Origin of the sequence: Rhodococcus sp. PvR044, from assembly GCF_040548995.1 — a bacterium.
GTDB classification, from domain to species: Bacteria; Actinomycetota; Actinomycetes; order Mycobacteriales; family Mycobacteriaceae; genus Rhodococcus_G; species Rhodococcus_G oryzae.
The window spans coordinates 134750-155758 of the sequence record NZ_JBEPSX010000003.1 but is presented as its reverse complement, the minus strand read 5'-3'; the positions used below and the strand labels follow the sequence as shown (position 1 = coordinate 155758).

20 protein-coding genes, 1 tRNA gene and 1 other RNA gene are annotated in these 21009 nt (G+C 68.1%); 16 read left to right on the top strand and 6 right to left on the bottom strand.

Annotated features, from left to right (window positions below; genetic code table 11):
* The first annotated feature begins 24 nt into the window (after positions 1 to 24).
* From ABIC28_RS09250 to ABIC28_RS09225, 6 genes are read left to right on the top strand one after another with little or no spacing between them, the layout of a single operon-like run.
* A complete protein-coding gene (locus ABIC28_RS09250) occupies positions 25 to 1392 on the top strand; it encodes a flavin-containing monooxygenase (RefSeq protein WP_097213080.1) in 1368 nt (455 codons plus the stop codon).
* Between the two features lie 14 nt (positions 1393 to 1406).
* Entirely contained in the window at positions 1407 to 2570 is a 1164-nt protein-coding gene (locus ABIC28_RS09245) for a serine hydrolase domain-containing protein (protein WP_354578547.1), read from the top strand.
* Positions 2567 to 3607: an NAD(P)-dependent alcohol dehydrogenase gene (locus ABIC28_RS09240; protein ID WP_354578545.1), complete on the top strand. Its 1041-nt coding sequence runs from the start codon at positions 2567 to 2569 to the stop codon at positions 3605 to 3607. The genes ABIC28_RS09245 and ABIC28_RS09240 overlap by 4 nt, the downstream gene beginning before the upstream one ends.
* Positions 3608 to 3638: 31 nt before the next feature.
* Positions 3639 to 5300 (top strand): steroid-24-oyl-CoA synthetase, encoded by a 1662-nt coding sequence (casG, locus tag ABIC28_RS09235; RefSeq protein WP_354578543.1) that lies wholly within the window; start codon positions 3639 to 3641, stop codon positions 5298 to 5300.
* A gap of 46 nt (positions 5301 to 5346) precedes the next feature.
* On the top strand, positions 5347 to 7095 hold the full coding sequence (locus tag ABIC28_RS09230) for an N-acyl-D-amino-acid deacylase family protein (protein ID WP_354578541.1): 1749 nt from the start codon (positions 5347 to 5349) through the stop codon (positions 7093 to 7095).
* Positions 7096 to 7125: 30 nt separating this feature from the next.
* The gene (locus ABIC28_RS09225; RefSeq protein ID WP_097213085.1) at positions 7126 to 7908 is read left to right on the top strand and encodes an SDR family NAD(P)-dependent oxidoreductase; all 783 of its coding nucleotides are present in this window, start codon (positions 7126 to 7128) and stop codon (positions 7906 to 7908) included.
* A 99-nt stretch (positions 7909 to 8007) separates the two neighbouring features.
* Here the strand turns inward: ABIC28_RS09225 and ABIC28_RS09220 are convergent, their stop codons facing one another.
* Positions 8008 to 8592 (bottom strand): HhH-GPD-type base excision DNA repair protein, encoded by a 585-nt coding sequence (locus ABIC28_RS09220; protein ID WP_097213086.1) that lies wholly within the window; start codon positions 8590 to 8592, stop codon positions 8008 to 8010.
* Positions 8593 to 8702: 110 nt separating this feature from the next.
* Here ABIC28_RS09220 and ABIC28_RS09215 point away from each other — a divergent pair, with 110 nt between their 5' ends.
* Complete coding sequence (locus ABIC28_RS09215) at positions 8703 to 9356, top strand: DUF5701 family protein (RefSeq protein ID WP_354578538.1); 654 nt, start codon at positions 8703 to 8705, stop codon at positions 9354 to 9356.
* A gap of 35 nt (positions 9357 to 9391) precedes the next feature.
* On the opposite strand, the gene ABIC28_RS09210 is transcribed toward ABIC28_RS09215, so the two are convergent.
* Together ABIC28_RS09210 and ffs are read right to left on the bottom strand one after the other, a co-directional pair.
* Positions 9392 to 10681, bottom strand: a complete 1290-nt coding sequence (locus ABIC28_RS09210) for an aspartate aminotransferase type Ic (RefSeq protein WP_097213088.1) — start codon at positions 10679 to 10681, stop codon at positions 9392 to 9394.
* A 45-nt stretch (positions 10682 to 10726) separates the two neighbouring features.
* An RNA gene (ffs, locus tag ABIC28_RS09205) (signal recognition particle sRNA small type) lies at positions 10727 to 10821 on the bottom strand.
* A gap of 106 nt (positions 10822 to 10927) precedes the next feature.
* On the opposite strand from ffs, the gene ABIC28_RS09200 reads away from it, so the two are divergent.
* From ABIC28_RS09200 to ABIC28_RS09165, 8 genes are all read left to right on the top strand, one after another.
* Positions 10928 to 11015: transfer RNA gene (locus ABIC28_RS09200), tRNA-Ser, on the top strand.
* Between the two features lie 108 nt (positions 11016 to 11123).
* Positions 11124 to 11681, top strand: a complete 558-nt coding sequence (locus ABIC28_RS09195) for a TIGR03086 family metal-binding protein (RefSeq protein ID WP_354578536.1) — start codon at positions 11124 to 11126, stop codon at positions 11679 to 11681.
* 199 nt (positions 11682 to 11880) lie between these two features.
* Positions 11881 to 12003, top strand: a complete 123-nt coding sequence (locus ABIC28_RS09190) for a hypothetical protein (protein WP_257017616.1) — start codon at positions 11881 to 11883, stop codon at positions 12001 to 12003.
* Between the two features lie 357 nt (positions 12004 to 12360).
* Positions 12361 to 12489 (top strand): hypothetical protein, encoded by a 129-nt coding sequence (locus ABIC28_RS09185; RefSeq protein WP_257017617.1) that lies wholly within the window; start codon positions 12361 to 12363, stop codon positions 12487 to 12489.
* A gap of 213 nt (positions 12490 to 12702) precedes the next feature.
* On the top strand, positions 12703 to 13647 hold the full coding sequence (gluQRS, locus tag ABIC28_RS09180; RefSeq protein ID WP_374102922.1) for a tRNA glutamyl-Q(34) synthetase GluQRS: 945 nt from the start codon (positions 12703 to 12705) through the stop codon (positions 13645 to 13647).
* A 137-nt stretch (positions 13648 to 13784) separates the two neighbouring features.
* Positions 13785 to 14306, top strand: a complete 522-nt coding sequence (locus tag ABIC28_RS09175) for an RDD family protein (RefSeq protein WP_354578533.1) — start codon at positions 13785 to 13787, stop codon at positions 14304 to 14306.
* An 89-nt stretch (positions 14307 to 14395) separates the two neighbouring features.
* The gene (locus tag ABIC28_RS09170; protein ID WP_354578531.1) at positions 14396 to 15436 is read left to right on the top strand and encodes a hypothetical protein; all 1041 of its coding nucleotides are present in this window, start codon (positions 14396 to 14398) and stop codon (positions 15434 to 15436) included.
* A 100-nt stretch (positions 15437 to 15536) separates the two neighbouring features.
* Positions 15537 to 16271, top strand: coding sequence for a queuosine precursor transporter (locus tag ABIC28_RS09165; RefSeq protein WP_306455745.1), 735 nt, complete (start codon positions 15537 to 15539; stop codon positions 16269 to 16271).
* Positions 16272 to 16275: 4 nt separating this feature from the next.
* On the opposite strand, the gene ABIC28_RS09160 is transcribed toward ABIC28_RS09165, so the two are convergent.
* Positions 16276 to 17118, bottom strand: coding sequence for an NAD(P)H-binding protein (locus ABIC28_RS09160; protein WP_269589574.1), 843 nt, complete (start codon positions 17116 to 17118; stop codon positions 16276 to 16278).
* A 124-nt stretch (positions 17119 to 17242) separates the two neighbouring features.
* Here ABIC28_RS09160 and ABIC28_RS09155 point away from each other — a divergent pair, with 124 nt between their 5' ends.
* Complete coding sequence (locus ABIC28_RS09155; RefSeq protein WP_257017619.1) at positions 17243 to 17842, top strand: TetR/AcrR family transcriptional regulator; 600 nt, start codon at positions 17243 to 17245, stop codon at positions 17840 to 17842.
* Here ABIC28_RS09155 and tgt read toward each other — a convergent pair.
* On the bottom strand, positions 17839 to 19083 hold the full coding sequence (gene tgt, locus ABIC28_RS09150) for a tRNA guanosine(34) transglycosylase Tgt (protein WP_502945001.1): 1245 nt from the start codon (positions 19081 to 19083) through the stop codon (positions 17839 to 17841). The genes ABIC28_RS09155 and tgt overlap by 4 nt on opposite strands.
* 9 nt (positions 19084 to 19092) lie before the next feature.
* Positions 19093 to 21009, bottom strand: a complete 1917-nt coding sequence (locus tag ABIC28_RS09145; RefSeq protein ID WP_097213151.1) for an ABC transporter ATP-binding protein — start codon at positions 21007 to 21009, stop codon at positions 19093 to 19095.

The following is a 21009-nucleotide window of genomic DNA, read 5'->3' as shown; positions in this document are numbered from 1 at the left end:
GGCCCCCGGCAGAAAGAGATCTCCATGCACTCCCCGAACTTGCCCCGCGTCTGCGTCATCGGCGCCGGTCCGTCAGGAATCACCACCGCCAAGCGCCTGAAGGATTACGGCATCCCGTACGACTGCTTCGAGGCCTCCGACGAGGTCGGCGGGAACTGGTATTTCAAGAATCCCAACGGGATGTCGGCCTGCTACCAGAGCCTGCACATCGACACCTCGAAGTGGCGCCTGGCCTTCGAGGACTTCCCGGTGCCCGCCGAATGGCCCGACTTCCCGCACCACTCGCAGCTGTTCCAGTACTTCAAGGACTACGTCGACCACTTCGGCCTGCGGGAGACGATCACGTTCAACACCTCCGTCGAACACGCGGAGCGCGACGACGACGGACTGTGGACGGTCACGCTGTCCAACGGCGAGGCGCGCACCTACGACGCGCTGATCGTCTGCAACGGCCACCATTGGGATCCGAACACCCCGGACTACCCCGGAGAGTTCGACGGCACGCTCATCCACAGCCACGCATACAACGACCCGTTCGACCCGATCGACATGCGCGGCAAGAACGTCGTGGTGGTCGGGATGGGCAACTCCGGCCTCGACATCGCCTCCGAGCTCTCGCAGCGCTTCCTCGCCAAGAAGCTCACGGTCTCCGCCCGCCGCGGGGTCTGGGTGCTGCCGAAGTACCTCAAGGGCACGGCAGGCGACAAGATGACGATGCCCGCCTGGATACCGCGCCCGCTCTCCCTGGCGCTCAAACGGCGCTTCCTGAACAAGAACCTCGGCTCCATGGAGGGCTACGGTCTGCCCAAGCCCGACCACCAGCCCTTCGAGGCGCACCCGTCCGCGAGCGGCGAGTTCCTCGGTAAGGCGGGCTCGGGCGATATCTCGTTCAAACCGGCCATCACCGCGCTGGAGGGCAAGCAGGTGCGCTTCGCCGACGGCAGCACCCTTGACGTGGACGTGATCATCTGCGCCACCGGCTACCACATCAGCTTTCCGTTCTTCACCGATCCGAACCTGTTGCCCGACAGCGAGAACCGCTTCCCGCTGTTCAAGCGGATGATGAAGCCCGACATCGACAACCTGTTCTTCATGGGCCTCGCGCAGCCGATGCCGACCCTGGTGAACTTCGCCGAGCAGCAGAGCAAGCTCGTCGCCGCCTACCTCGCGGGCAAGTACCTGCCCCCGGCACCCAGCGAGATGGGCGCCGTCCTTGCCGCCGACGAGGAGTACTACCTCAAGCCGTACTACAAGTCCCCACGGCACACCATCCAGTGCGAGTTCGATCCCTACGTGCGCAACCTGAAGAAGGAAATCGTCAGCGGCGGCAAGCGCGCCCAGGCCGCAGGCAACACCCTGCCCGTGCCTGCCCGTGCCATGCAGAACGCGTGAGGGAGGACAACGACATGACACTGACACAGGGATTCTGCGCGGCGGGCTTCGAGCCGGTCCGCGAGGCGCTCGAACAGCAGCTCGCGTCGGGCGAGGAGCTAGGCGCGTCGATCTGCGTGACCCTCGACGGTGCGCCGGTCGTCGACGTCTGGGGCGGCTACGCCGACCAGGAGCAGACCACGCCCTGGGCCGAGGACACGATCGTCAACGTCTTCTCCCTGACCAAGACGATGACGGCGCTGTCCGCGCTGCTGCTCGTCGACCGGGGCGAGCTGGACGTCTACCAGAAGGTCGCACACTATTGGCCCGAGTTCGCTGCGAACGGCAAGGCTGACATCGAGGTTCGGCACCTGCTCTCGCACACCTCCGGCGTGTCCGGCTGGGAGCGGCCGATCGAACTCGAGGACATCTACGACACCGAGGCCGCCAGCGCCCGGCTGGCCACCCAGGCGCCCTGGTGGGAGCCGGGCACCGCGTCGGGCTACCAGGCGCTGAACTACGGGCACCTCGTCGGCGAGGTGATCCGGCGGGTGGACGGCCGCAGCCTGGGCCGCTTCTTCGCCGAGGAGCTGGCCGGGCCGCTTGGCGCCGACTTCCACATCGGCACCGGCCCCGAGCATTTCGGCCGGATCGCACCGATGATCCCGGCGCCGGCCATCAACTTCGACATGTCCACGCTCGACCAGGACAGCATCCTGGTCAAATCGGTGACCTGCCCGTGGCTCGACCTGGAGAAGGTCAACACCGCCGAGTGGCGGCAGACGGAACTCGGCGCCATGAACGGTCACGGCAACGCGCGCTCGGTCGCCCGCCTGCAGTCCCTGATCTCCTGCGGCGGCGAACTGGACGGCACGCGCCTGCTCTCCCAGGCCACCATCGACCTGATCTTCGAGCAGCAGGCCGACGGCATCGACCTGGCCATCCTCACCCCGCTGCGATTCGGCATCGGTTACGGCCTCCCCCAACCGGACACCGCCCCGCTGGTGCGCGACGGCCGGGTGTGCTGGTGGGCAGGGTTCGGCGGGTCGATGCTCGTCAACGACCTCGACAACCGGGTCACCTTCGCCTACACGATGAACAAGATGGCGCCGGGACTGATCGGCTCCGATCGCAGCGACGCCTACCTGCACGCCACCAACGAGGCCGTTCGATCGGCACGAAGCGAGGTCTCCCTGTGAGGGCACTACAGCTCACGGATCCGGGTGTCATCGAGATCCGGGAAGTCCCGGTGCCGGAGATCGGCCCGTCCGACCTGCTGATCCGCGTCGGCGCGGCCGGCATCTGCCACTCCGACCTGCACCTGCTGCACTTCCCGGTGAAGATGCGGGAGGAACCGCTCACCATCGGGCACGAGATCGCGGGCACCATCGAGGCCGTCGGCAGCGAGGTCGACGTGCGGCAGGTCGGCGAGCGCGGGCTCGTCTACCTGTGCTGGTCGTGCGGCGTCTGCCGGGAGTGCATCAGCGGCAACGAGAACGTCTGCCTGGCCGCGGGCCGGACCGCCATGCCGCCGTGCCCCGGGCTCGGCCCGGACGGCGGCATGGCCGAGTACGTCCGGATCCCCGCCCGGTCGTTCGTCCCCATCGGAGACCTGGACTTCCTCCAGGCGGCACCGATGGCGGATGCCGCGCTGACCAGCTACCACGCCATTCGGGGTGCCAACGAGCACCTGCGTCCCGGCTCGACCGCCGTGGTGATCGGCATCGGTGGGCTCGGGCACGTCGCGGTGCAGATCTTGCGCGCGCTCAGCCCGACCCGGATCGTGGCGGTGGACCTCGGCCAGGATCAGCTGGACCTGGCAAAGCGCTGCGGTGCCGACATCACCCTCGAATCCGGTCCCGACACCGCACGCCAGATCCTCGAGCTGACCGACGGCCGCGGCGCGGACGCGGTGTTCGACTTCGTCGGCGTCGACCCCACCGCCACGATGGCGGTCGAGTCCGTGGCGCCCAACGGCGCGTACCGGATGGTCGGGCTCGGCGGCGGTGTCCCCGGAGTGACGGCCGATCCGGCGGGAGGCCCCGGCTGGCCGTGGGGCGCGTCGGTTCGGAAGTCCTACGGCGGCACCAGGAGTGACCTCGTCGACTCCGTCGCCCTCGCCCAGGCCGGGCTGCTCACCGTCGAGGTGGACCGGTTCGACCTCGCCGACGCCCGAGAGGCGTTCGACCGCCTCGAGGCGGGCAAGATCCGCGGACGAGCGGTGCTGGTTCCGTGACCGGGTACGACACGATCCGAAAGGAAATGCAGTGACGAAGTCTGTTGACCCCCAGGCGTACATCGCCTCCGTGATGGCCGGGCTGACGGGCCCCGGCGGGCGCTTCGAGCTCGGCCTCGAGAACGTGCTCGGGGCCGAGATCCCGGTCATGCGCATCCGCGACCGGGCGCTCGGCGACGTCCTGAGGGCCTCGCTCTCCTACGGCGACCGCGACTACCTGGTCACCGAGGACACCCGGATGAGCTACACCCAGCACGGGGCCGCCGTGGCCGCATTGGCCACCGCACTCCGGGACCGGTACGGCGTCGGCAAGGGCGACCGGATCGGCATCCTCGCCGCGAACACCCCCGAGTGGCTGGTCACCTTCTGGGCGGCCCAGGCTCTCGGCGCTATCGCGGTCGGCTTCAACGCCTGGTGGGCGCCGCAGGAGGTCGAGTACGGCATCGGCAACACCACGCCCACCGTCGTGATCGCCGATGCCAAGCGTGCCGCGGTGCTCGCCGGGCTCGGCACCGATACCACCGTGCTCACCATGGAAGAGGACCTGCCCCGACTGTTCACCGAGTTCGCCGGCGCCGAACTGCCGAACACCGCAGTGGCCGAGGACGATCCGGCGGTGATCCTGTACACCAGCGGGACCAGCGGCCGCCCCAAGGGCGCCGTGCATTCGCACCGTAACGTGCTCGCGACCATCGACTATCACCGGTTCAGCGACGCGCTCGCCGCCGCGTTCACCGGCGGCGACCCGAACTCGGACGCACCCAGCGACCGGCGGTACCTGCTCACCTCCCCGCTGTTCCACATCGCCAGCCTGCACAACCTGGCCGTGCCCCGGCTGGCGACGGGTGGCGCGGTGGTGATCTACCAGGGCTCGTTCGACGTGGACCGGATGCTGCGGCTGGTCGAACGCGAGCGCGTGACCAACTGGGCCGCCGTTCCCACCATGGCCAATCGCCTGCTCGATCACGAGGATCTTTCGCGATACGACCTGTCCTCGGTCACCGCCTTCGCGCTGTCGGCGGCGCCGTCCTCGGCGGCGTTCCAGGACCGCCTGCGCGAGAAGGTACCGTTCGCGCGCAACTCCCTGGTCGACAGCTACGGCCAGACCGAGAGTGCCACCGCGATCTCCGTCGCCACCCCCCTCGATCTCGCGCATTTCCCCGGCACCCTCGGCCGGCCCATCATCGGCGTCGCCGTGGAGGTCCGGGACCCGTTCGGGGAGAAGGTCCCCGACGGGGTGGAGGGCGAGATCTGCGCGCGCAGCCCCTACGTGATGCTCGGCTACTGGGACAACCCCGAGGCCACCGCCGCGGCGATCACCGAGGACCGCTGGCTACGCACCGGCGACTTCGGTGTGATCGAGAACGGCATGGTCCGGCTCACCGGACGACGGTCGGACCTGATCCTGCGCGGCGGCGAGAACGTGTACCCGATGGAGATCGAGCAGTGCCTGGACGAGCACCCCGAGATCCTCGAGTGCGTGGTGATCGGCGTCGATCACCCCGACCTCGGCCAGGAGGTGGCCGCCGTGGTCGTCGCGCGGTCGGAGGACGCCGTCACGGAGGAGGAACTGCGGGCCTTCGCCGGCGAACGCCTAGCCTATTTCAAGGTCCCGGCCCGGTGGCGGATCACCACCTCGCCGTTGCCGCGCAACGCGACCGGCAAGACGATGCGCACCAAGGTGGTCGTCTGATGGCGCCCCGGTCTGCAATAGACGTTCGAGAATGGAGTGGTCTGCGATGAGCTACGACGTGATCATCAAGAACGGCCGGTGGTTCGACGGCACCGGCGCACGGTCCGAGACCAGGAACCTCGGCATCCGCGACGGGCGGGTGGCCGCCGCGTCGGTCGACGCACTCGACGAGGCTGACTGCCCGCAGGTGGTCGACGCCGCCGGGAAGTGGGTCATCCCGGGCATGGTCGACATCCACACCCACTACGACGTCGAGGTCATCCTGAGTCCGGGACTCAAGGAGTCGGTGCGGCACGGCGTCACCTCGATCTTCCTGGGGTCGTGCTCGCTGTCGGCGGTCCATGCCGGCCCCTCCGACGCGGGCGACCTGTTCGGCCGGGTCGAGGCCATCCCGCGTAAACACGTGGTCGACACGCTCACCGAGTCCAAGACCTGGACCTCGGCGCACGAGTACGTCGAGGCGATCGAGGCGCTGCCCTTGGGCCCGAACGTGGCCTCCTTCATCGGCCATTCGGACATCCGTGCCGCGCAGATGGGCCTGGACCGGGCGACCCGCAAGGACGTCAAGCCCACCCCAGCCGAACTCGACGCGATGGCGGCCAAACTCGAGGAGGCGCTCGACGCCGGCTTCATCGGCATGTCCTCGCAGGAACTGCTGTTCGACAAGCTCGACGGCGAGGTCTGCCGGTCCCGGACCCTGCCCTCGACGTACTCGACCCGGCAGGAACGTCGCAGGCTCAGTGGGATCCTGCGGCGCCGGGGCAGGGCATTGCAGGCAGGCCCGGACGTCGGCCGCCCGCAGTCCATGGTCGCGTTGGCGCTGAGCAGCGTGGGGCTCTTCCGTCGCCCCTTGAAGGTGAGCCTGCTCTCGGCCGCCGATGTCAAGGCGATACCGGCTGTGGCGCATGTCTTCCCGGCGATGGCACGGGCCGTCAACGGTATGCGCGGCGACTTCCGGTGGCAGCACCTGCCCGTCCCGTTCGAGGTGTACTCCGACGGCATCGACCTGCCGGTCTTCGAGGAGTTCGGTTCCGGCGCCGCGGCATTGGACCTGTCGAACCAGCTCGAGGCGCGCAGCGCGCTGCTGGCCGACGAGTCCTACCGCCGCCGGTTCCGCAAGGACTACGACAAGAAGTACGGGCCCCGGGTCTGGCACCGCGACTTCTTCGACGCCGAGATCGTCGAGTGCCCGGACGAATCCGTGATCGGCAAGACCTTCGGACAGGTCGGAGTCGACCGGGGCGGAGTGCACCCGGTGGACGCCTTCCTTGACCTGGTGGTCGAGCACGGCACCAAGGTCCGGTGGCGCACCACGATCTCGAACCACCGCCCCGAGGTGCTCAACAAGTTCGCTTCCGATCCCGGTGTCCAGCTTGGCTTCTCCGATGCCGGCGCGCACCTGCGCAACATGGCCTTCTACAACTTCGGCCTCCGCCTGCTGCGTCGCGTCCGCGACGCCGAGCAGGCAGGGACACCGATCATGTCCGTGGAGCAGGCGGTGCACCGGCTCACCGGCGAACTCGCCGACTGGTACCAACTCGACGCCGGACACCTGCGCGAGGGTGACCGGGCCGATGTGGTGGTGATCGACCCGGCGCATCTCGACGCCTCGCTCGACGCCTATGCCGAATGCCCGGTCCCGGAGTACGACGGACTCTCCAGGATGGTCAACCGGAACGACGACGCGGTGTCCGCGGTGTTCGTCGGCGGCGAATGCGTGGTCCGAGAAGGGGAACCGACTCCGGTTCTCGGGACCCGTCGCACGGGGCGGTTCCTGCGAGCGGGCGAAAAATGAGCAACCCAGCGATGAACGGAAGTAGCACGGATGAGTGAGAACCGGTTTGTCGGCAAGACGGCGGCGGTGACCGGCGCGGCGTCCGGCATCGGCGAGGCCATCGCGATCCGCCTGATGGCCGAGGGCGCGAATGTCGTCGGGATCGACCTGGCCGGTGATGCGCTCGGCGCCATGGCCACCGAGTTCGGCAAGGCGTTCCTGCCCGTCACCGCCGACGTGACCAAGGAGGAGGAGGTCGCGGCGGCCCTTGACGCCGCGGTGACCCGGTTCGGGGCGCTGGACCTGGCCTTCAACGTGGCGGGCGCGTCCCGCGTGGGCGCGATCGTCGATCTCGACGAGGCCGACTGGGACTTCACCATCGACCTGGTGCAGAAGGGCGTCTTCCTCTGCACCAAGCACGAGGCGCGGCGCATGAGCGCCGGTGGGCGCGGCGGGGCCATCGTCAACGTCTCCTCGCTGAACGCCCATGTGCCGATGCCAGGGGGCAGCCCGTACGCGACCGGCAAGGCGGGCGTCGAGATGTTCAGCAAGAATGCCGCTCTCGAGCTGGCATCGTCGGGCATCCGGGTCAACTCCGTGCTGCCGGGACTCGTCGACACCCCGCTGGTCGCCCCGGTGCTGGCCTACGAGCCCGCGCAGGCGATGTTCCTCGAACGCATCCCGATGGCGCGGGCGGCGACGCCCGACGAGGTCGCCGGGCCGTGCCTGTACCTGGCCAGCGACGACGCGGGCTACATCACCGGCGCGAGCCTGGTCGTCGACGGCGGCTGGGAACTGTCCAACTTCCCGAACTTCAGCAAGCTCGCTGGTTGAGATCGGGAACGAGCGGCCGCGGTAGCTCGAGATCGAGCGGCGGCTGATCGGACGTGCACTGTTCCCGCCCTCCCCTCCAGGGGCCGGGAACAGTGCACGTCATTTCGCTTTCGCGGCCTTCGCCGCCGCCTTCGCGGACTTCTTGAACTCGCGGACCTCGCCAAGGGTGCGGTCGTCGACGACGTCGGCGATGGACCGGCGCGAGCCGTCGTCGCCGTACGCCCCTGCCGCCTCCCGCCAGCCCTCCGGCGCGACGCCGATCTGCTTGCCCAGCAACGCGAGAAAGATCCTGGCCTTCTGATCCCCGTAGCCGGGCAGCGCCTTGAGCCGCCCCAGCACCTCGCGACCGTCGGGATCACCCTCGGTCCAGATCGCCTCGGTCCTGCCGTCGTAGTGCTCGACGAGGTAGATGCACAGGTCCTGGATTCGCTTGCCCATCGACCCGGGGAACCGGTGCACGGCCGGCGGGGTCGCGCAGAGCGCGAGGAACGCGTCCGGATCCATCTCCGCGATCTTGTGCACGTCCAGGCCGGACAGCCGATCGTCTAGCTTCTTCGGCCCGGCGAAGGCCACTTCCATCGGGATCTGCTGATCGAGCAGCATCCCGATCAGCAGGGCGAGTGGATCCGCTGCGAGCAGCGCATCCGCATCAGCGTCTCCGGCGAGGTGCAGCGTGAGTGCCATGGCCCGATCCTGCCATTTCCGGCGGCGAACTTTCGACCCTGCAGGCGTCAGGGAACAATCTCGCGTCGCCGCCCGTTGAGTTCGGTACACCGTACGGAAGCGAGGGATCCTTGACTGCAACCCCGACCGATATCGAGTTCGACCGCCAGATCGGCGCACTCACCGAGTCGGGCTACCCCGGCCTGGCCGGGCTGGCCGACGACGACTTCGCGGCCGCGCTGGAACCGCTCCGCGCGGTGGTGCTCGCGCACCAGGAGAGCGCCGCCGACCAGGGCGAGGATCACATCCCGTTCGTCCTGGTCGTCGCGCGTACCGCGCAGGGCGCCTCCATCGACGCGCACGAGGCGATGTCGCGCACCGCCCTCGGCACCCAACGGGGGTTCGCCGACTTCGAGCCCGCCGAGCTCGCCCGGTTCCTGCCTATCGAATCCGTCGAGGTTCCGGACGGGATCGGCTACGCGCTACTGAACGTCGACACCGGGACGGAGTATCTGAACGTCACACCTGCGACGGCACTGACGTCGCTGACCGAAAGAGGAAGCACCGGGCTCACCGTGGCGGAGGGCGTCGCGCTGATCACCGTGCGCCCCGACATGCTCCGCAAGAACAAGTGCTTCTCGCTGCTGTCGTCACGGTGCGGGGACAAGCGGGTGCCCGCGCTGTGGATCAGCCAGCGCCGACCGAAACTGGGCTGGTGCTGGAACGGAAACCCGCACACCTGGCTGGGGTCGGCGTCGACGGCGGGCCGACTGCCGCTGCCCTGACGGCGGGCAGGCGTAGCCGGGCCCGTCGGGCCCGGCTACGCCTGCTCGAGCGACTTCTCGGTGGCGGCCAGCAACACGCAGGTCGCCACCCCGTCCATCGCCTTCGCGAGGTCGTCGGTGGACGGGAAGCTCGGCGCGAGCCGGATGTTCTTGTCCTCCGGGTCGGTGCCGTACGGGAAGGCCGAGCCGGCGGCGGTCAACGCGATGCCGGCCTCCTTCGCCAGGCCGATGACCCGCTTCGCGGTGCCCTCGACGACGTCGAGGCTGATGAAGTAGCCACCCTTCGGCTCGGTCCAGGACGCCACCTTCGACGACCCGAGCCGATCCTCGAGGATCTGCAGGACCAGCGCGAACTTCGGCGCAAGGATCTCCCGATGCTTGTCCATGTGCGCGCGCACGCCGTCGGCGTCCTTGAAGAACATCAGGTGCCGCAGCTGGTTGACCTTGTCCGGCCCGATGCTCTTCTTGCCCAGGTGCTGCTGGTACCAGGCCAGGTTCTGCGTGGAGCCGCCGACGAAGCTGACGCCCGCGCCCGCGAAGGTGATCTTCGACGTCGACGCGAACACGAACGGCCGGTTCGGGTGCCCCGCCGCCGCCGCGATGCCCAGCACGTCCAGCGGGGCCTCGAACTCCTCGACCAGCGGGTGCACCGCGTACGCGTTGTCCCAGAAGAGCCGGAAGTCGGGGGCCGCGGTCGGCATCGAGGCCAGCGTCCGCACGACCTCCTCCGAGAAGACCGCACCGGTCGGGTTCGAGTAGGTGGGCACCGCCCACATTCCCTTGATCTGCGGATCCTCGGCGACCAGCCGGGCGATCAGCGCGACGTCCGGGCCGTCGTGCCGCATCGGGACGGGGATCATCTCGATCCCGTACGACTCGGTGATCGCGAAGTGCCGGTCGTAGCCGGGGCTCGGGCACAGGAACTTGATCTTCGGCTCCTGCGACCACGGCCGCACCGAGTCGGGGGTGCCGTGCAGCAGCGCGAACACGATGATGTCGTGCATGATCTCGAGGCTCGCGTTGTTGCCGGCCAACAGGTTCTCGGTCGGGATGCCGAGCAGTTCGCCGAAGATGGCACGCAGCTCCGGCAGTCCGGTGAGGCCGCCGTAGTTGCGGCAGTCCACTCCGTTGCCGTCGCGGTACTCGACTCCTGGCAACGCGAGCAACGCCTGCGAGAGGTCCAGCTGCTCGGGCGACGGCTTCCCGCGGGTCAGGTCGAGGGTGAGCTTCTCCGTCTTGAGCTGCGCGTAATTCGCGGACTGGCGCTCGTGCTCCGAACGGAGTTCCTCATGGCTCATCAACCCAACTTGGGTTTGGGTAGGCATGCCGAAAGACCTTTCACCGGCGCGACTGTCGGAGGTGCGCAAAAATAAAGGGGACCCCGCGCACCCGGCAGAGCCCATTGACCCTTGCTGCCTTCCGGCCCTGGGGGAGTTCACAGGATGCGCGCCGCGCGGGATCCGTCCACGAGTGTAGCCATGCCCGTCCGGGGGCGGACAGGCGGCCGAGCTTTCGCCCCGATCGGGGGGCCGTTTTCATTTCCTGGCGGGTTAGCCGGTATGCTCGCCCACGGAGGATTCGCCTAGTGGCCTATGGCGCTCGCCTGGAACGCGGGTTGGGTTAACGCCCTCAGGGGTTCAAATCCCCTATCCTCCGCCACACGATGGCCCCCGATCTCCGGATCGGGGGCCATCGTTGTATCCGGGGCCAGGACGGATGTCGTGAATCTTCAAGACCGCGTCGTCGCGCAGGTCGCACCATGGAGCCATGACCACCACGACCAGCAACGCCGATCTCTACCGGCGACTCGCCGCCGAACTGACCCGCCGCGTCGAAGCCGTGCCCGCCGACCGCTGGGACAACACCTCCCCCTGCGAGGGCTGGACCGCCAGGGACGTGCTCGGGCATGTCATCGAGACCCAGTCCTACCCGGTCAACGCGGCGGGCATGACGCTGCCTGCGGTCCCCGACGTCGCTGTCGATCCCGTCGGGGCCTGGACACAGACCCGCGACGCCGTGCAGGAGATCCTCGACGATCCCGAGCGCGCCGATCGTGAGTACGAGGGGCAGATGGGCACGGCGAAGGTTTCCGACACCTTCGGCTCCTTCTACACCTTCGACCTGGTGGTACACGGCTGGGACATCGCGAAGGCGACCGGCGCCGACACGGCCATCAATCCCGGGGACCTGGCGATGCTCGCCCGCTTCGCCGAGCGGATGGGTGAGGCCCTGCACGGACCCGGGGTCTGCGGCCCCGTGGTCGCGGTTCCCGCCGAGGCGGACGAGCAGACGCGGGTCCTCGGCCTGCTCGGCAGGAGGGCCTGAGCCACCCCGAGGCGCTGTGACGGTCGACACTGTGCGAAGGACGCCGCCCGGGCCGGAACCCGCGTGACCACGGCGATCGATCCTGCGGCGGACGCCCGCACGCGGTGACCGCTTCGCTCGCACTGCGCGGCGCGGGACCCTTCATTACTGTCCGCGATGCGTCGGCCGTCGGCGCACAGTCCACTCGGGAGGAACCACCATGGCAGACAACGGCAGCTCCGTACTCGACACCGGCGCCGCGACCGCCGTCGACATCGAGGGCATCCTCGGCACCACGATCAAGGCCGTGCTCGACACGTTGAACAACGTGACCATCAGCTGACGTTCGCCCCACCCAAGATAGGCCCCGCCCAACAGTTTTCGGGCGGGGCCCTTTCGTATCCGAGTCCGAAACGATGAACAGTAGTGCCCATCAACTGATTTCATGGTCCGTGACGGTTCGCCGACATTCGCCCCGGACGACGCGGCGGATGCCACCTCCGACTGCCGGCGACCATTCGGACCAGCTTCTACATGAACTGTTCATGTTCCGGAAGGGTTGCAGCGCAGGTTGTTTCCCGCAGCTTTGGCCGACGTTAACCGAACAGAAACCCTGCGATTTCAAGGGATGCGCGCCCGCAGAACCTCCGATACAGTCCGCGATGCAGATCGAACGACACAGACTTCCTGGAGGAATCCCATGGCAAACTTCACCCCGATCGCAGACGCAGGCGCCGACACCGGCAGCAGCGGAATCGACGTCATCTCCGAGGTCCTCTCCGGCGCGGGCGGCATCTTCGGCAGCCTGGTCGGTGCCTTCAGCAGCTGAGCCCCCTCAGTTGCGCGGCCTCGGCCCCCGTCCATCCGGGCGGGGGCCGACGGCGCACCGGGACCCCTCCTGGCGGGCAACCCCACTCGATAGGCTGACGTCATGCCACAGTCGGCCCCGATCGGTGCAGTTTCGAGCGACCTGCAAGCAGTCGCAAGCGGTGCCGTTTCGAGCGACCTGCAAGCAGTCGCAAGCGGTGCCGTTTCGAGCGACCTGCAAGCAGTCGCTAGCGGTGCCGTTTCGAGCGACCTGCAAGCAGTCGCTAGCGGTGCCGGACGGTTCGCCCCGAGCCCGTCCGGCGACCTGCACCTCGGTAACCTCCGAACCGCGATGCTGGCGTGGCTGTTCGCCCGCTCCACCGGCCGGAGATTCCTGATGCGAATCGAGGACCTCGACCGGGTGCGGGCGGGTGCCGAAACGCGACAGCTCGACGACCTCGCGGCCTTGGGGCTGGACTGGGACGGTCCGATCGTCCGGCAGTCGGAACGCCTGGTGCGCTACGACGCCGCCATCGACGAACTCACCGCCGCCGGCCGAACCTACGAATGTTTCTGCACCAGAAGAGAAATCCAGCAGGCCGTCTCGGCGCCGCACGGACCGGACGGCCACTACCCCGGTACCTGCCGCGACCTGAGCGCAGCCGAGATCGCGGCCAAGCACGACTCGGGCAGGCCCCCGGCCATCCGGCTACGCGCGGAGATCACCGAATTCGCGATCGAGGACGAGCTGCACGGCCGCTACACCGGCGCGATCGACGACGTGGTGCTCCGGCGCGGCGACGGCATCCCGGCCTACAACCTTGCCGTGGTGGTCGACGACGCGGAGCAGGGCGTCGACCAGGTGGTACGCGGGGACGACCTGCTCTCCTCCGCGCCGCGGCAGGCCTACCTGGCCTCGCTGCTCTCGCTGACCGTGCCGCGCTACGCGCATGTCCCGCTGGCACTCAATTCCGACGGTAAGCGGTTGGCCAAACGCGACGGCGCCGTCACGCTGGCCGACCAGCGGGCCCTGGGTCGCACCCCCGACGAGGTGCGGGGAATCCTGGCAACCTCCCTCGGAATGGCCGAGGCAGGCGACAAGCCCGGCCTGGACGAGTTACTTCGAGGTTTCGATCCCGTCGCGCTCCCGCGAACCGCCTGGGTATTCGCGGATCTTTAATGGATGTTTGCGCAATCGAAACGTATTCGGCGAACGGCAGGGTACCGGGCAATGGGGATCGCACGTAGGGTCACTAAGCACTGTGTATGACGAGCACCGTTGAATGGCAGCAATCAGACCGCATCCGAGGGGAAAACATGACCACCGGTGGATTTGATCAGAACCAGAACCAACCAGGCGAGCCGTCCTACCCGACTCCGCCGCAATTCGATGACCAGGTGGCGGGGGGCGCATTCCCAGGCGGCGCCGAACCCGGCAGCCTCGGGGTTCGGTTCGGCGCGCGGCTCGTCGACTACATCCTGGTCGGAGTCGTCACCTGGATCCTGCTGATCGCCTTCGGCGTCGCCGACAACATCGCCATCAGCGGATTGGTCTCGGGCATCCTGACGTTCGCGTATTTCGTGGTCTTCGACATCAGGGGCTGGACACCGGGCAAGAAGATGCTCGGACTGAGCGTGCGCGGCCCCGGCGGCGGCAACCCGACCCCGCAGCAGGCCTCCATCCGCGAGGCGTTCAACCTGCTCAACATCATCCCGTTCATCGGCGGGCTGCTGAGCCTGATCGCGGTCATCGTGATCGCGGTGACCATCAATTCGAGCCCCACCAAGCAGGGCAAGCACGACGAACTGGCAGGCGGAACCCAGGTCGTCAGGAGCTGATCGATCACCGCACGACCATTTTCACCCGAACCCGCCGTTGTTCGAGTTCGGGACGCACCACAACTCAACCGCACAAAAGAAGGAAGACTGTGAGCGAAAACCCACCGACCGGCCAGCCTGGCAACGAGGGCACCCCGGACAATCCGATTCCGCCGCAGAATCCGCCTGCCGGCGGGTACCCGCCGCCGCCCGGATACCCGCAGCCCGGCGCCACCCCGCCTCCCGGCGGCTACCCGCCGCCCCCCGGTGGCTACCCGCCCCCGCCCGGATACCCGCAGCAGGGCGCACCGCAGCCCGGGTACCCGCAGCAGGGCGCGCCGCAGCCCGGCAGTTACCCGCCCCCGCCCGGATACCAGCAGGGCGGAACCCCGAACATGCCCGGCGGCTACCCGCCGCCCCCCGGATACGGCGCGGGCGAAGGCGGCTATCCCCCGCCGCCCGGGTACGGCGCGGACGCGTTCTCGGCCCCCGGCTTCGGCGGCCCCGGCGGCACCCCGCAGCTCACGGTCGGTGACGCGCTCGGCTACTCCTGGAACAAGTTCAAGGCCAACGCCGGGATCTGGATCGGCATCGTCCTGATCGCCGCCGTCATCGAGGTGGCGCTCAGCCTGATCTTCAACACCGGGAACACCTCGGGCGACTTCTCCTCGGCCTTCACGGTGTGGGGCATCTTCGGCACCATCGTCACCACCGTCGTGGGATACCTCATCCAGGCGGCCATGATCCGCGGCGCCCTGCACGAGGTGGACGGCAACAAGCCGGCGATCGGCTCGTTCTTCCAGTTCAACAACGTCGGCGCGATCATCCTTGCCAGCGTCATCGTCGGTGTGCTGTCCGCGATCGGCTTCGTGCTGCTGATCATCCCGGGCCTGATCATCGTGTTCCTGACCTGGTGGACGCTGCAGTTCGTGATCGACCAGAACCAGGACGCGATCACCGCGATCAAGTCGAGCTTCAGCGCCATCTCGCAGAACGTCGGAGCCCTGCTGCTCCTCGCGCTGGCGCTGGTCGGTATCAACATCGTCGGCGCGCTGCTGTGCGGTCTCGGCCTGCTGGTGACCATCCCGCTGACCGTCATCGCCTCCACGTACGCCTACCGCGTGGTGGTCAGGGGCCCGATCGCCCCCTGATCCGGACAACCGGACAAACCGCGCACCCGCCGCAGGGCGCGAGCTCCTCCCACCAGGGTCGAGGTCGCGCCCTGCGGCGTTGTGATGCTTGGATGGCGTCGTGACAGTGTCAGAGCACGCCGAGAAGAACCCCGAGCACGCGACCTTCGCGCACGTCAGTCGCGGCTACTACCCCACGATCGTGGCGCTCTTCACCGCCGTGTTGCTGATCTCGAATATCTGCGCCACCAAGGGGGTGGCCTTCTTCGCGGGTGCCGAGCTGAGCGTCGGCCCGCTGCAGATCCTGCCGATCATCACCGACGGCGGGTTCTTCCTCTTCCCGATGGCCTACATCCTCGGCGACGTGCTCAGCGAGGTGTACGGCTTCAAGGCCACCCGGCGGGCCATCTACCTGGGCTTCGGGGCCATGATCCTGGCGTCCGCGTGCTTCTGGCTGCTGCTGGAGCTGCCGTCCGCAGACTTCTATGTCAACCAGGCGTCGCTCGAGGCAGTGGTGGGGGTGTACCCCCGACTGCTGCTGGCAGGCCTGGCCGGGTACCTCGTCGGCCAGTTGCTCAACTCGCTGGTGATGGTGTCCATCAAGGAGCGCACCAAGGAGAAGCACCTGTGGGCACGGCTCATCGGGTCGACCGTGGTCGGCGAGTTCGCCGACACCCTGATCTTCTGCGCCATCGCGGCGGGCGCGATCGGGATCAGCACGTGGGGCGACTTCTTCAACTACCTGATCGTCGGCTTCCTGTGGAAGACGCTGGTCGAGGTGCTGGTCATGCCGATCACCTACCGCGCGATCGCCTACGTCAAGAAGCACGAACCGACGTACGTGATCGCGAGCTGACCACTCACCGGAAGGCGTCGACGTTTCGCGCCGCCCACTCGGCGAAGGTCCGGGGCGGGCGGCCGAGGATTCCCTCGAGATCCGGACTGACCTGCTGTTCGACCGGCGTCGGAGCGCCCAGGACGTCGAGAGTGCCGTCCACCACCGGCGCCGGCATGAACCGCAGCATCTGTGCCCTCGCCTCGTCGCGGCTCTGCGCGGCGAATCCGACCGGCTCGCCGAGCGCCTGACCGATCGCCGCGGACCGCTGACGCGGCGAGACCGGCGCAGGCCCGGTGAGTACGTAGGTACGGCCGGCGTGGCCCGCCTCGCGCAGCACCACGGCGGCTGCCTCCGCGAGGTCGGCCGGGTCGACGTCCGGCAGTCCGACGTCGCCGAACGGCGCGGCGACCCGACGGTGCGAACGGACCGTCTCGACCCATGCGAACGCGTTGGAGGCAAAGCCGGCAGGCCGCAGGACCGTCCACTCCATGCCCGACCCCTTGACCGCGGTCTCGAATGCCCTGAGTCCCGCGTGCGAGGGCGAGTCCGGCCGGGTCCCGGCGACCTGGGAAGACAACAGGACCACTCGGCGAACCCCGCCCGCACGCGCGACGTCGAGGATCCGGCTCGGGCTGACGTCGGCCGCGAGGACCTCCCCCGAAACGAGGAGGAACAGGGCCTCCGCTCCCTCGACCGCGGCTCCGAGACTGTCCGGTTCGGTGAGATCGGCCTGCCGGTGCCGGACCCCGATGGGGACCGCGTCCGCCGACCCCCGAGAGACCGCGGTGACCTGCTCACCCGCCGCGGCCAGGGCCCCCACCAGCGGCACGCCCACGTTCCCCGTCGCTCCCGTTACCACGATCATGAACAGCTCCCCTTCGTCGTTTCCTGAGGTCACACGCGTCGGACGACGCCCCTCGCGAGTTAGTTAGTTGACTAACTGACACTGAAGATAGCCGGTGGCAACGCGGCCGTCTATAGTTAGTCAGGTGACTGACTCAGCGGAGAGCGTGGGGCCCCGGCGCGGCAAGCGGGAACGCCTGGCGGAGGCCGCCGCCCAGGTCTTTCACGAGCAGGGCGTGGAGAAGACAACCCTCACCGACATCGCGCGCGCGGCCGACGTCCCGGTTGGCAACGTGTACTACTACTTCAAGACCAAGGACGAGCTGGTCGGGGCGGCGATCGGCGCGCACGCGCAGCGCCTCGAGGCGTTGATCGCCGCGCTCGATGCGCACCCCACTCCGCAGGAGCGCCTCAATGCGCTGGTGCGTGGATGGACGGAACAGCGTGAGGTCGCCGCGCGATTCGGCTGCCCGTTCGGGACCCTGTCATCGGAACTCGACAAACGCACCGATGGCCTGGACCGCGACGCCGCCGAGGTCATGCGTCACCTGGTCGACTGGGCCGAGCAGCAGTTCCGGTCGATGGGCCGCGACGACTCCCGTGAGCTCGCGGTCGCCCTGATCGCCGCCTACCAGGGCATTTCCCTGCTCACCAATACGTTCCGGGACCCCGAGCTCATGGCAGCCGAGGGCCTCCGCCTGGAACGCTGGATCGACTCGCTCGCCGGAGCGAGCACGCCGGGCTAGACGCGGCTGGTGGCGTAGAACCGTCCGAGAGTCTCCGACTTCAGATCGTCGAAGTAGCCGCCCTCGATGCTCTCCCGGATCCGGTCCACCAACCGGATGGTGAATCGTTCGTTGTGAATGGTCGCGAGCGTCGACGACAGCATTTCTTTCGATTTGAACAGGTGGTGCAGATACGCCCTCGAATAGTTCTTGCAGGTATAGCAGTCGCACTCGTCGTCGATCGGGTTGTAATCGCGCCGGAAACGGCTCGTGTTGATGTTGAACCGTCCGGTGGTCGTGTAAATCGCGGCATTTCGCGCCACCCGTGACGGATTCACGCAGTCGAAGGTGTCGGCCCCGTTCTCGATGGCGACGAACAGGTCGTCCGGCTCGCTGATGCCCAGCAGGTGCCGCGGCTTGTGTTCGGGCAGCTCCTCGTTGCACCACCGCACGATGGTCCCGAGGTTCTGCTTTTCCAGCGCCCCGCCGATCCCGTAGCCGTCGAAGCCGGTGCCGCTCTCGCCGACGATCGACTCCAGCCCCCGGCAGGCCTGCCTGCGCAGGTCCTCGTACTGCGCGCCCTGCACGACGCCGAACAGCGCCTGGTACGGGCGGTGGCTGCGCTCGGCGGTCAGACGTTCGTGCTCGGCGATGCACCGCACCGCCCACGCCTGCGTGCGTTCGACCGACTCCTCCTGGTAGCCACGGGTGTTGAACAGGGTGGTCAACTCGTCGAACGCGAAGATGATGTCCGCGCCGAGCCGGTGCTGGATGCTCATCGAGATCTCCGGCGTGAACCGGTGCCGGGAGCCGTCTCGGTGCGACTTGAACGTCACCCCGTCGTCGTCGACATGCGCGAGGCGCTCCTTGCCGACGGCGATCACATCGTCGGACTGGACCCCGACGGAGTCCATCGAGAGCACCTTCTTGAAGCCGACGCCCAGCGACATCACCTGGAATCCGCCGCTGTCGGTGAACGTCGGGCCCGGCCAGTTCATGAACCGGCCCAGGCCGCCCGCTCCGTCCACGATGTCCGGCCCAGGCTGTAGGTACAGGTGATACGCATTCGCCAGAACAGCCTGCGTGCCAAGTTCTTTCATCGTCTCCGGCAGCACCGCCTTGACGGTGGCGTTGGTCCCGACCGCGATGAACGCCGGGGTCTGGATCTCACCGTGCGGAGTGTGGATGGTGCCGGTCCGGCCCGGGCGGCCGGGCAGCCGGGTACCGAGGGTGAAGAAGGGTTGGCTCACCGTGTCATCCAATCAGCCCGTTCACACGGCCGCCTCGGCCGGTCCGACGAACTGGCTGTTGTAGAGCTCGAAGTACGCCCCGCGCCGGGCGAGCAGTTCCTCGTGGGTGCCCTGCTCGACGATGTGGCCCTCCTCCATCACCACGATCAGGTGTGCGTCGCGGATGGTCGAGAGTCGGTGCGCGATGACGAAACTCGTCCGGTCGCTGCGCAGCGCCGCGGTGGCGTGCTGGACGAGAAGCTCGGTGCGGGTGTCCACCGAACTGGTGGCCTCGTCGAGGATCAGGATCGACGGTTGCGAGAGGAACGCCCGCGCGATCGTGATGAGCTGCTTCTCGCCCGCGCTGACATTGCCGCCCTCCTCGTCGATGACGGTGTCGTATCCCGCGGGGAGCGAATGCACGAAACGGTCCACGTAACTCATCCGGGCCGCCTCGCGAATCTGCGCCTCGGTGGCGTCGGGGTGGCCGTAGGCGATGTTCTCCCGGATGGTGCCGCCGAACAACCAGGTGTCCTGCAGCACCATCCCGATGCGGGACCGCAGGTCGTCGCGCGACATGGTGGTGATGTCGGTGCCGTCCAACCTGATTCGCCCCGAGTCCACCTCGTAGAACCGCATGATCAGGTTCACCAGGGTGGTCTTGCCTGCCCCGGTCGGACCCACGATCGCCACCATGTGTCCCGGCTCGGCGGTCAGCGACAGGTTCTCGATGAGCGGCTGCTCCTCCTTGTAGCGGAACGACACGTTCTCGAACTCGACGTGACCGCGGCGGACCAGCGGCGTGGCGGGCGACGCGGGGTCCGGCGACTGCTCGTCCTCGTCGAGTAGTGCGAAGACCCGCTCGGCGGACGCGACGCCGGACTGCATCAGGTTGGTCATGGCGCCGATCTGGGTGAGCGGCTGGGTGAACTGACGCGAGTACTGGATGAAGGCCTGCACGTCGCCGAGGCTCATCGACCCGGACGCCACCCGCATGCCGCCAACCACCGCGACGGCCACGTAGTTGAGGTTGCCGAGGAAGTTGATCGCGGGCATCACCATGCCCGAGATGAACTGCGCCTGGAAACCGGACTGGTAGAGCTGCTCGTTCCGCTCGTCGAAGGCGGCCCCGACCTCGCGCTGGCGGCCGAACGCGGTCACCAGCTCGTGCCCGGTGAAGGACTCCTCGATCTGCGCGTTCAGCGCGCCCGTGGTGGTCCACTGCGCCACGAAGTGCTTCTGCGACCGCTTCGCGATCAGCGTGGTCGCCAGCACCGACAGCGGCACGGTCGCCACCGCGACCATCGCCAGCAGCGGCGAGATCCACAGCATCATGGCCAGGATGCCGATCACCGAGAGCACGGACGTCAGCAGCTGGCTGATCGTCTGCTGGACGGTCTGGGCGATGTTGTCGATGTCGTTGGTGACGCGGCTGAGCAGGTCGCCGCGGGGGTTGGTGTCGAAGTAGCGCAACGGCAGCCGGTGGATCTTCTCCTCGACGTCCGCGCGCAGCCGCATGATGGTGCGCTGCACCACGATGTTGAGCACGTAGCCCTGCACCCAGCTGAACAGCGAGGCCGCCAGGTAGATCACGAGCACGACGGCGAGCACCCGGCCGAGCGCGCCGAAGTCGATCCCGGTGCCGGGCACCACGTCCATCGAGGACACCATGTCCGCGAAGGTGTTCTGCCCCTGTGCCCGCAACTCGTCGACGGCCTGGTCCTTGGTGAGGCCCGCGGGCAGCTGCCTGCCGACGACACCGTCGAAGATGATGTTGGTGGCGTGCCCGAGGATCTTCGGGGCCACCACGCTGAGCACCACGCTCATCGCCGCCAGTACGAGCACCAGTCCGACCGCGAACTTGTCCGGGGACAGTCGTTTGAGCAGACGCCTCGCGGACGGACCGAAGTCCATCGGCTTCTTCGACGGCGGGCCCGCGGCGGCCATCGGGCCGCGCAT

Coding starts and splice junctions, on each gene's coding strand:
- ABIC28_RS09245 (WP_354578547.1), top strand. CDS start 1,407: ATGACACTGACACAGGGATTCTGCGCGGCGGGCTTCGAGCCGGTCCGC.
- ABIC28_RS09250 (WP_097213080.1), top strand. CDS start 25: ATGCACTCCCCGAACTTGCCCCGCGTCTGCGTCATCGGCGCCGGTCCG.
- ABIC28_RS09225 (WP_097213085.1), top strand. CDS start 7,126: ATGAGTGAGAACCGGTTTGTCGGCAAGACGGCGGCGGTGACCGGCGCG.
- ABIC28_RS09230 (WP_354578541.1), top strand. CDS start 5,347: ATGAGCTACGACGTGATCATCAAGAACGGCCGGTGGTTCGACGGCACC.
- ABIC28_RS09160 (WP_269589574.1), bottom strand. CDS start 17,118: ATGATCGTGGTAACGGGAGCGACGGGGAACGTGGGCGTGCCGCTGGTG.
- ABIC28_RS09220 (WP_097213086.1), bottom strand. CDS start 8,592: ATGGCACTCACGCTGCACCTCGCCGGAGACGCTGATGCGGATGCGCTG.
- ABIC28_RS09145 (WP_097213151.1), bottom strand. CDS start 21,009: ATGCGCGGCCCGATGGCCGCCGCGGGCCCGCCGTCGAAGAAGCCGATG.
- ABIC28_RS09210 (WP_097213088.1), bottom strand. CDS start 10,681: ATGCCTACCCAAACCCAAGTTGGGTTGATGAGCCATGAGGAACTCCGT.
- ABIC28_RS09190 (WP_257017616.1), top strand. CDS start 11,881: ATGGCAGACAACGGCAGCTCCGTACTCGACACCGGCGCCGCGACCGCC.
- ABIC28_RS09185 (WP_257017617.1), top strand. CDS start 12,361: ATGGCAAACTTCACCCCGATCGCAGACGCAGGCGCCGACACCGGCAGC.
- ABIC28_RS09195 (WP_354578536.1), top strand. CDS start 11,124: ATGACCACCACGACCAGCAACGCCGATCTCTACCGGCGACTCGCCGCC.
- ABIC28_RS09175 (WP_354578533.1), top strand. CDS start 13,785: ATGACCACCGGTGGATTTGATCAGAACCAGAACCAACCAGGCGAGCCG.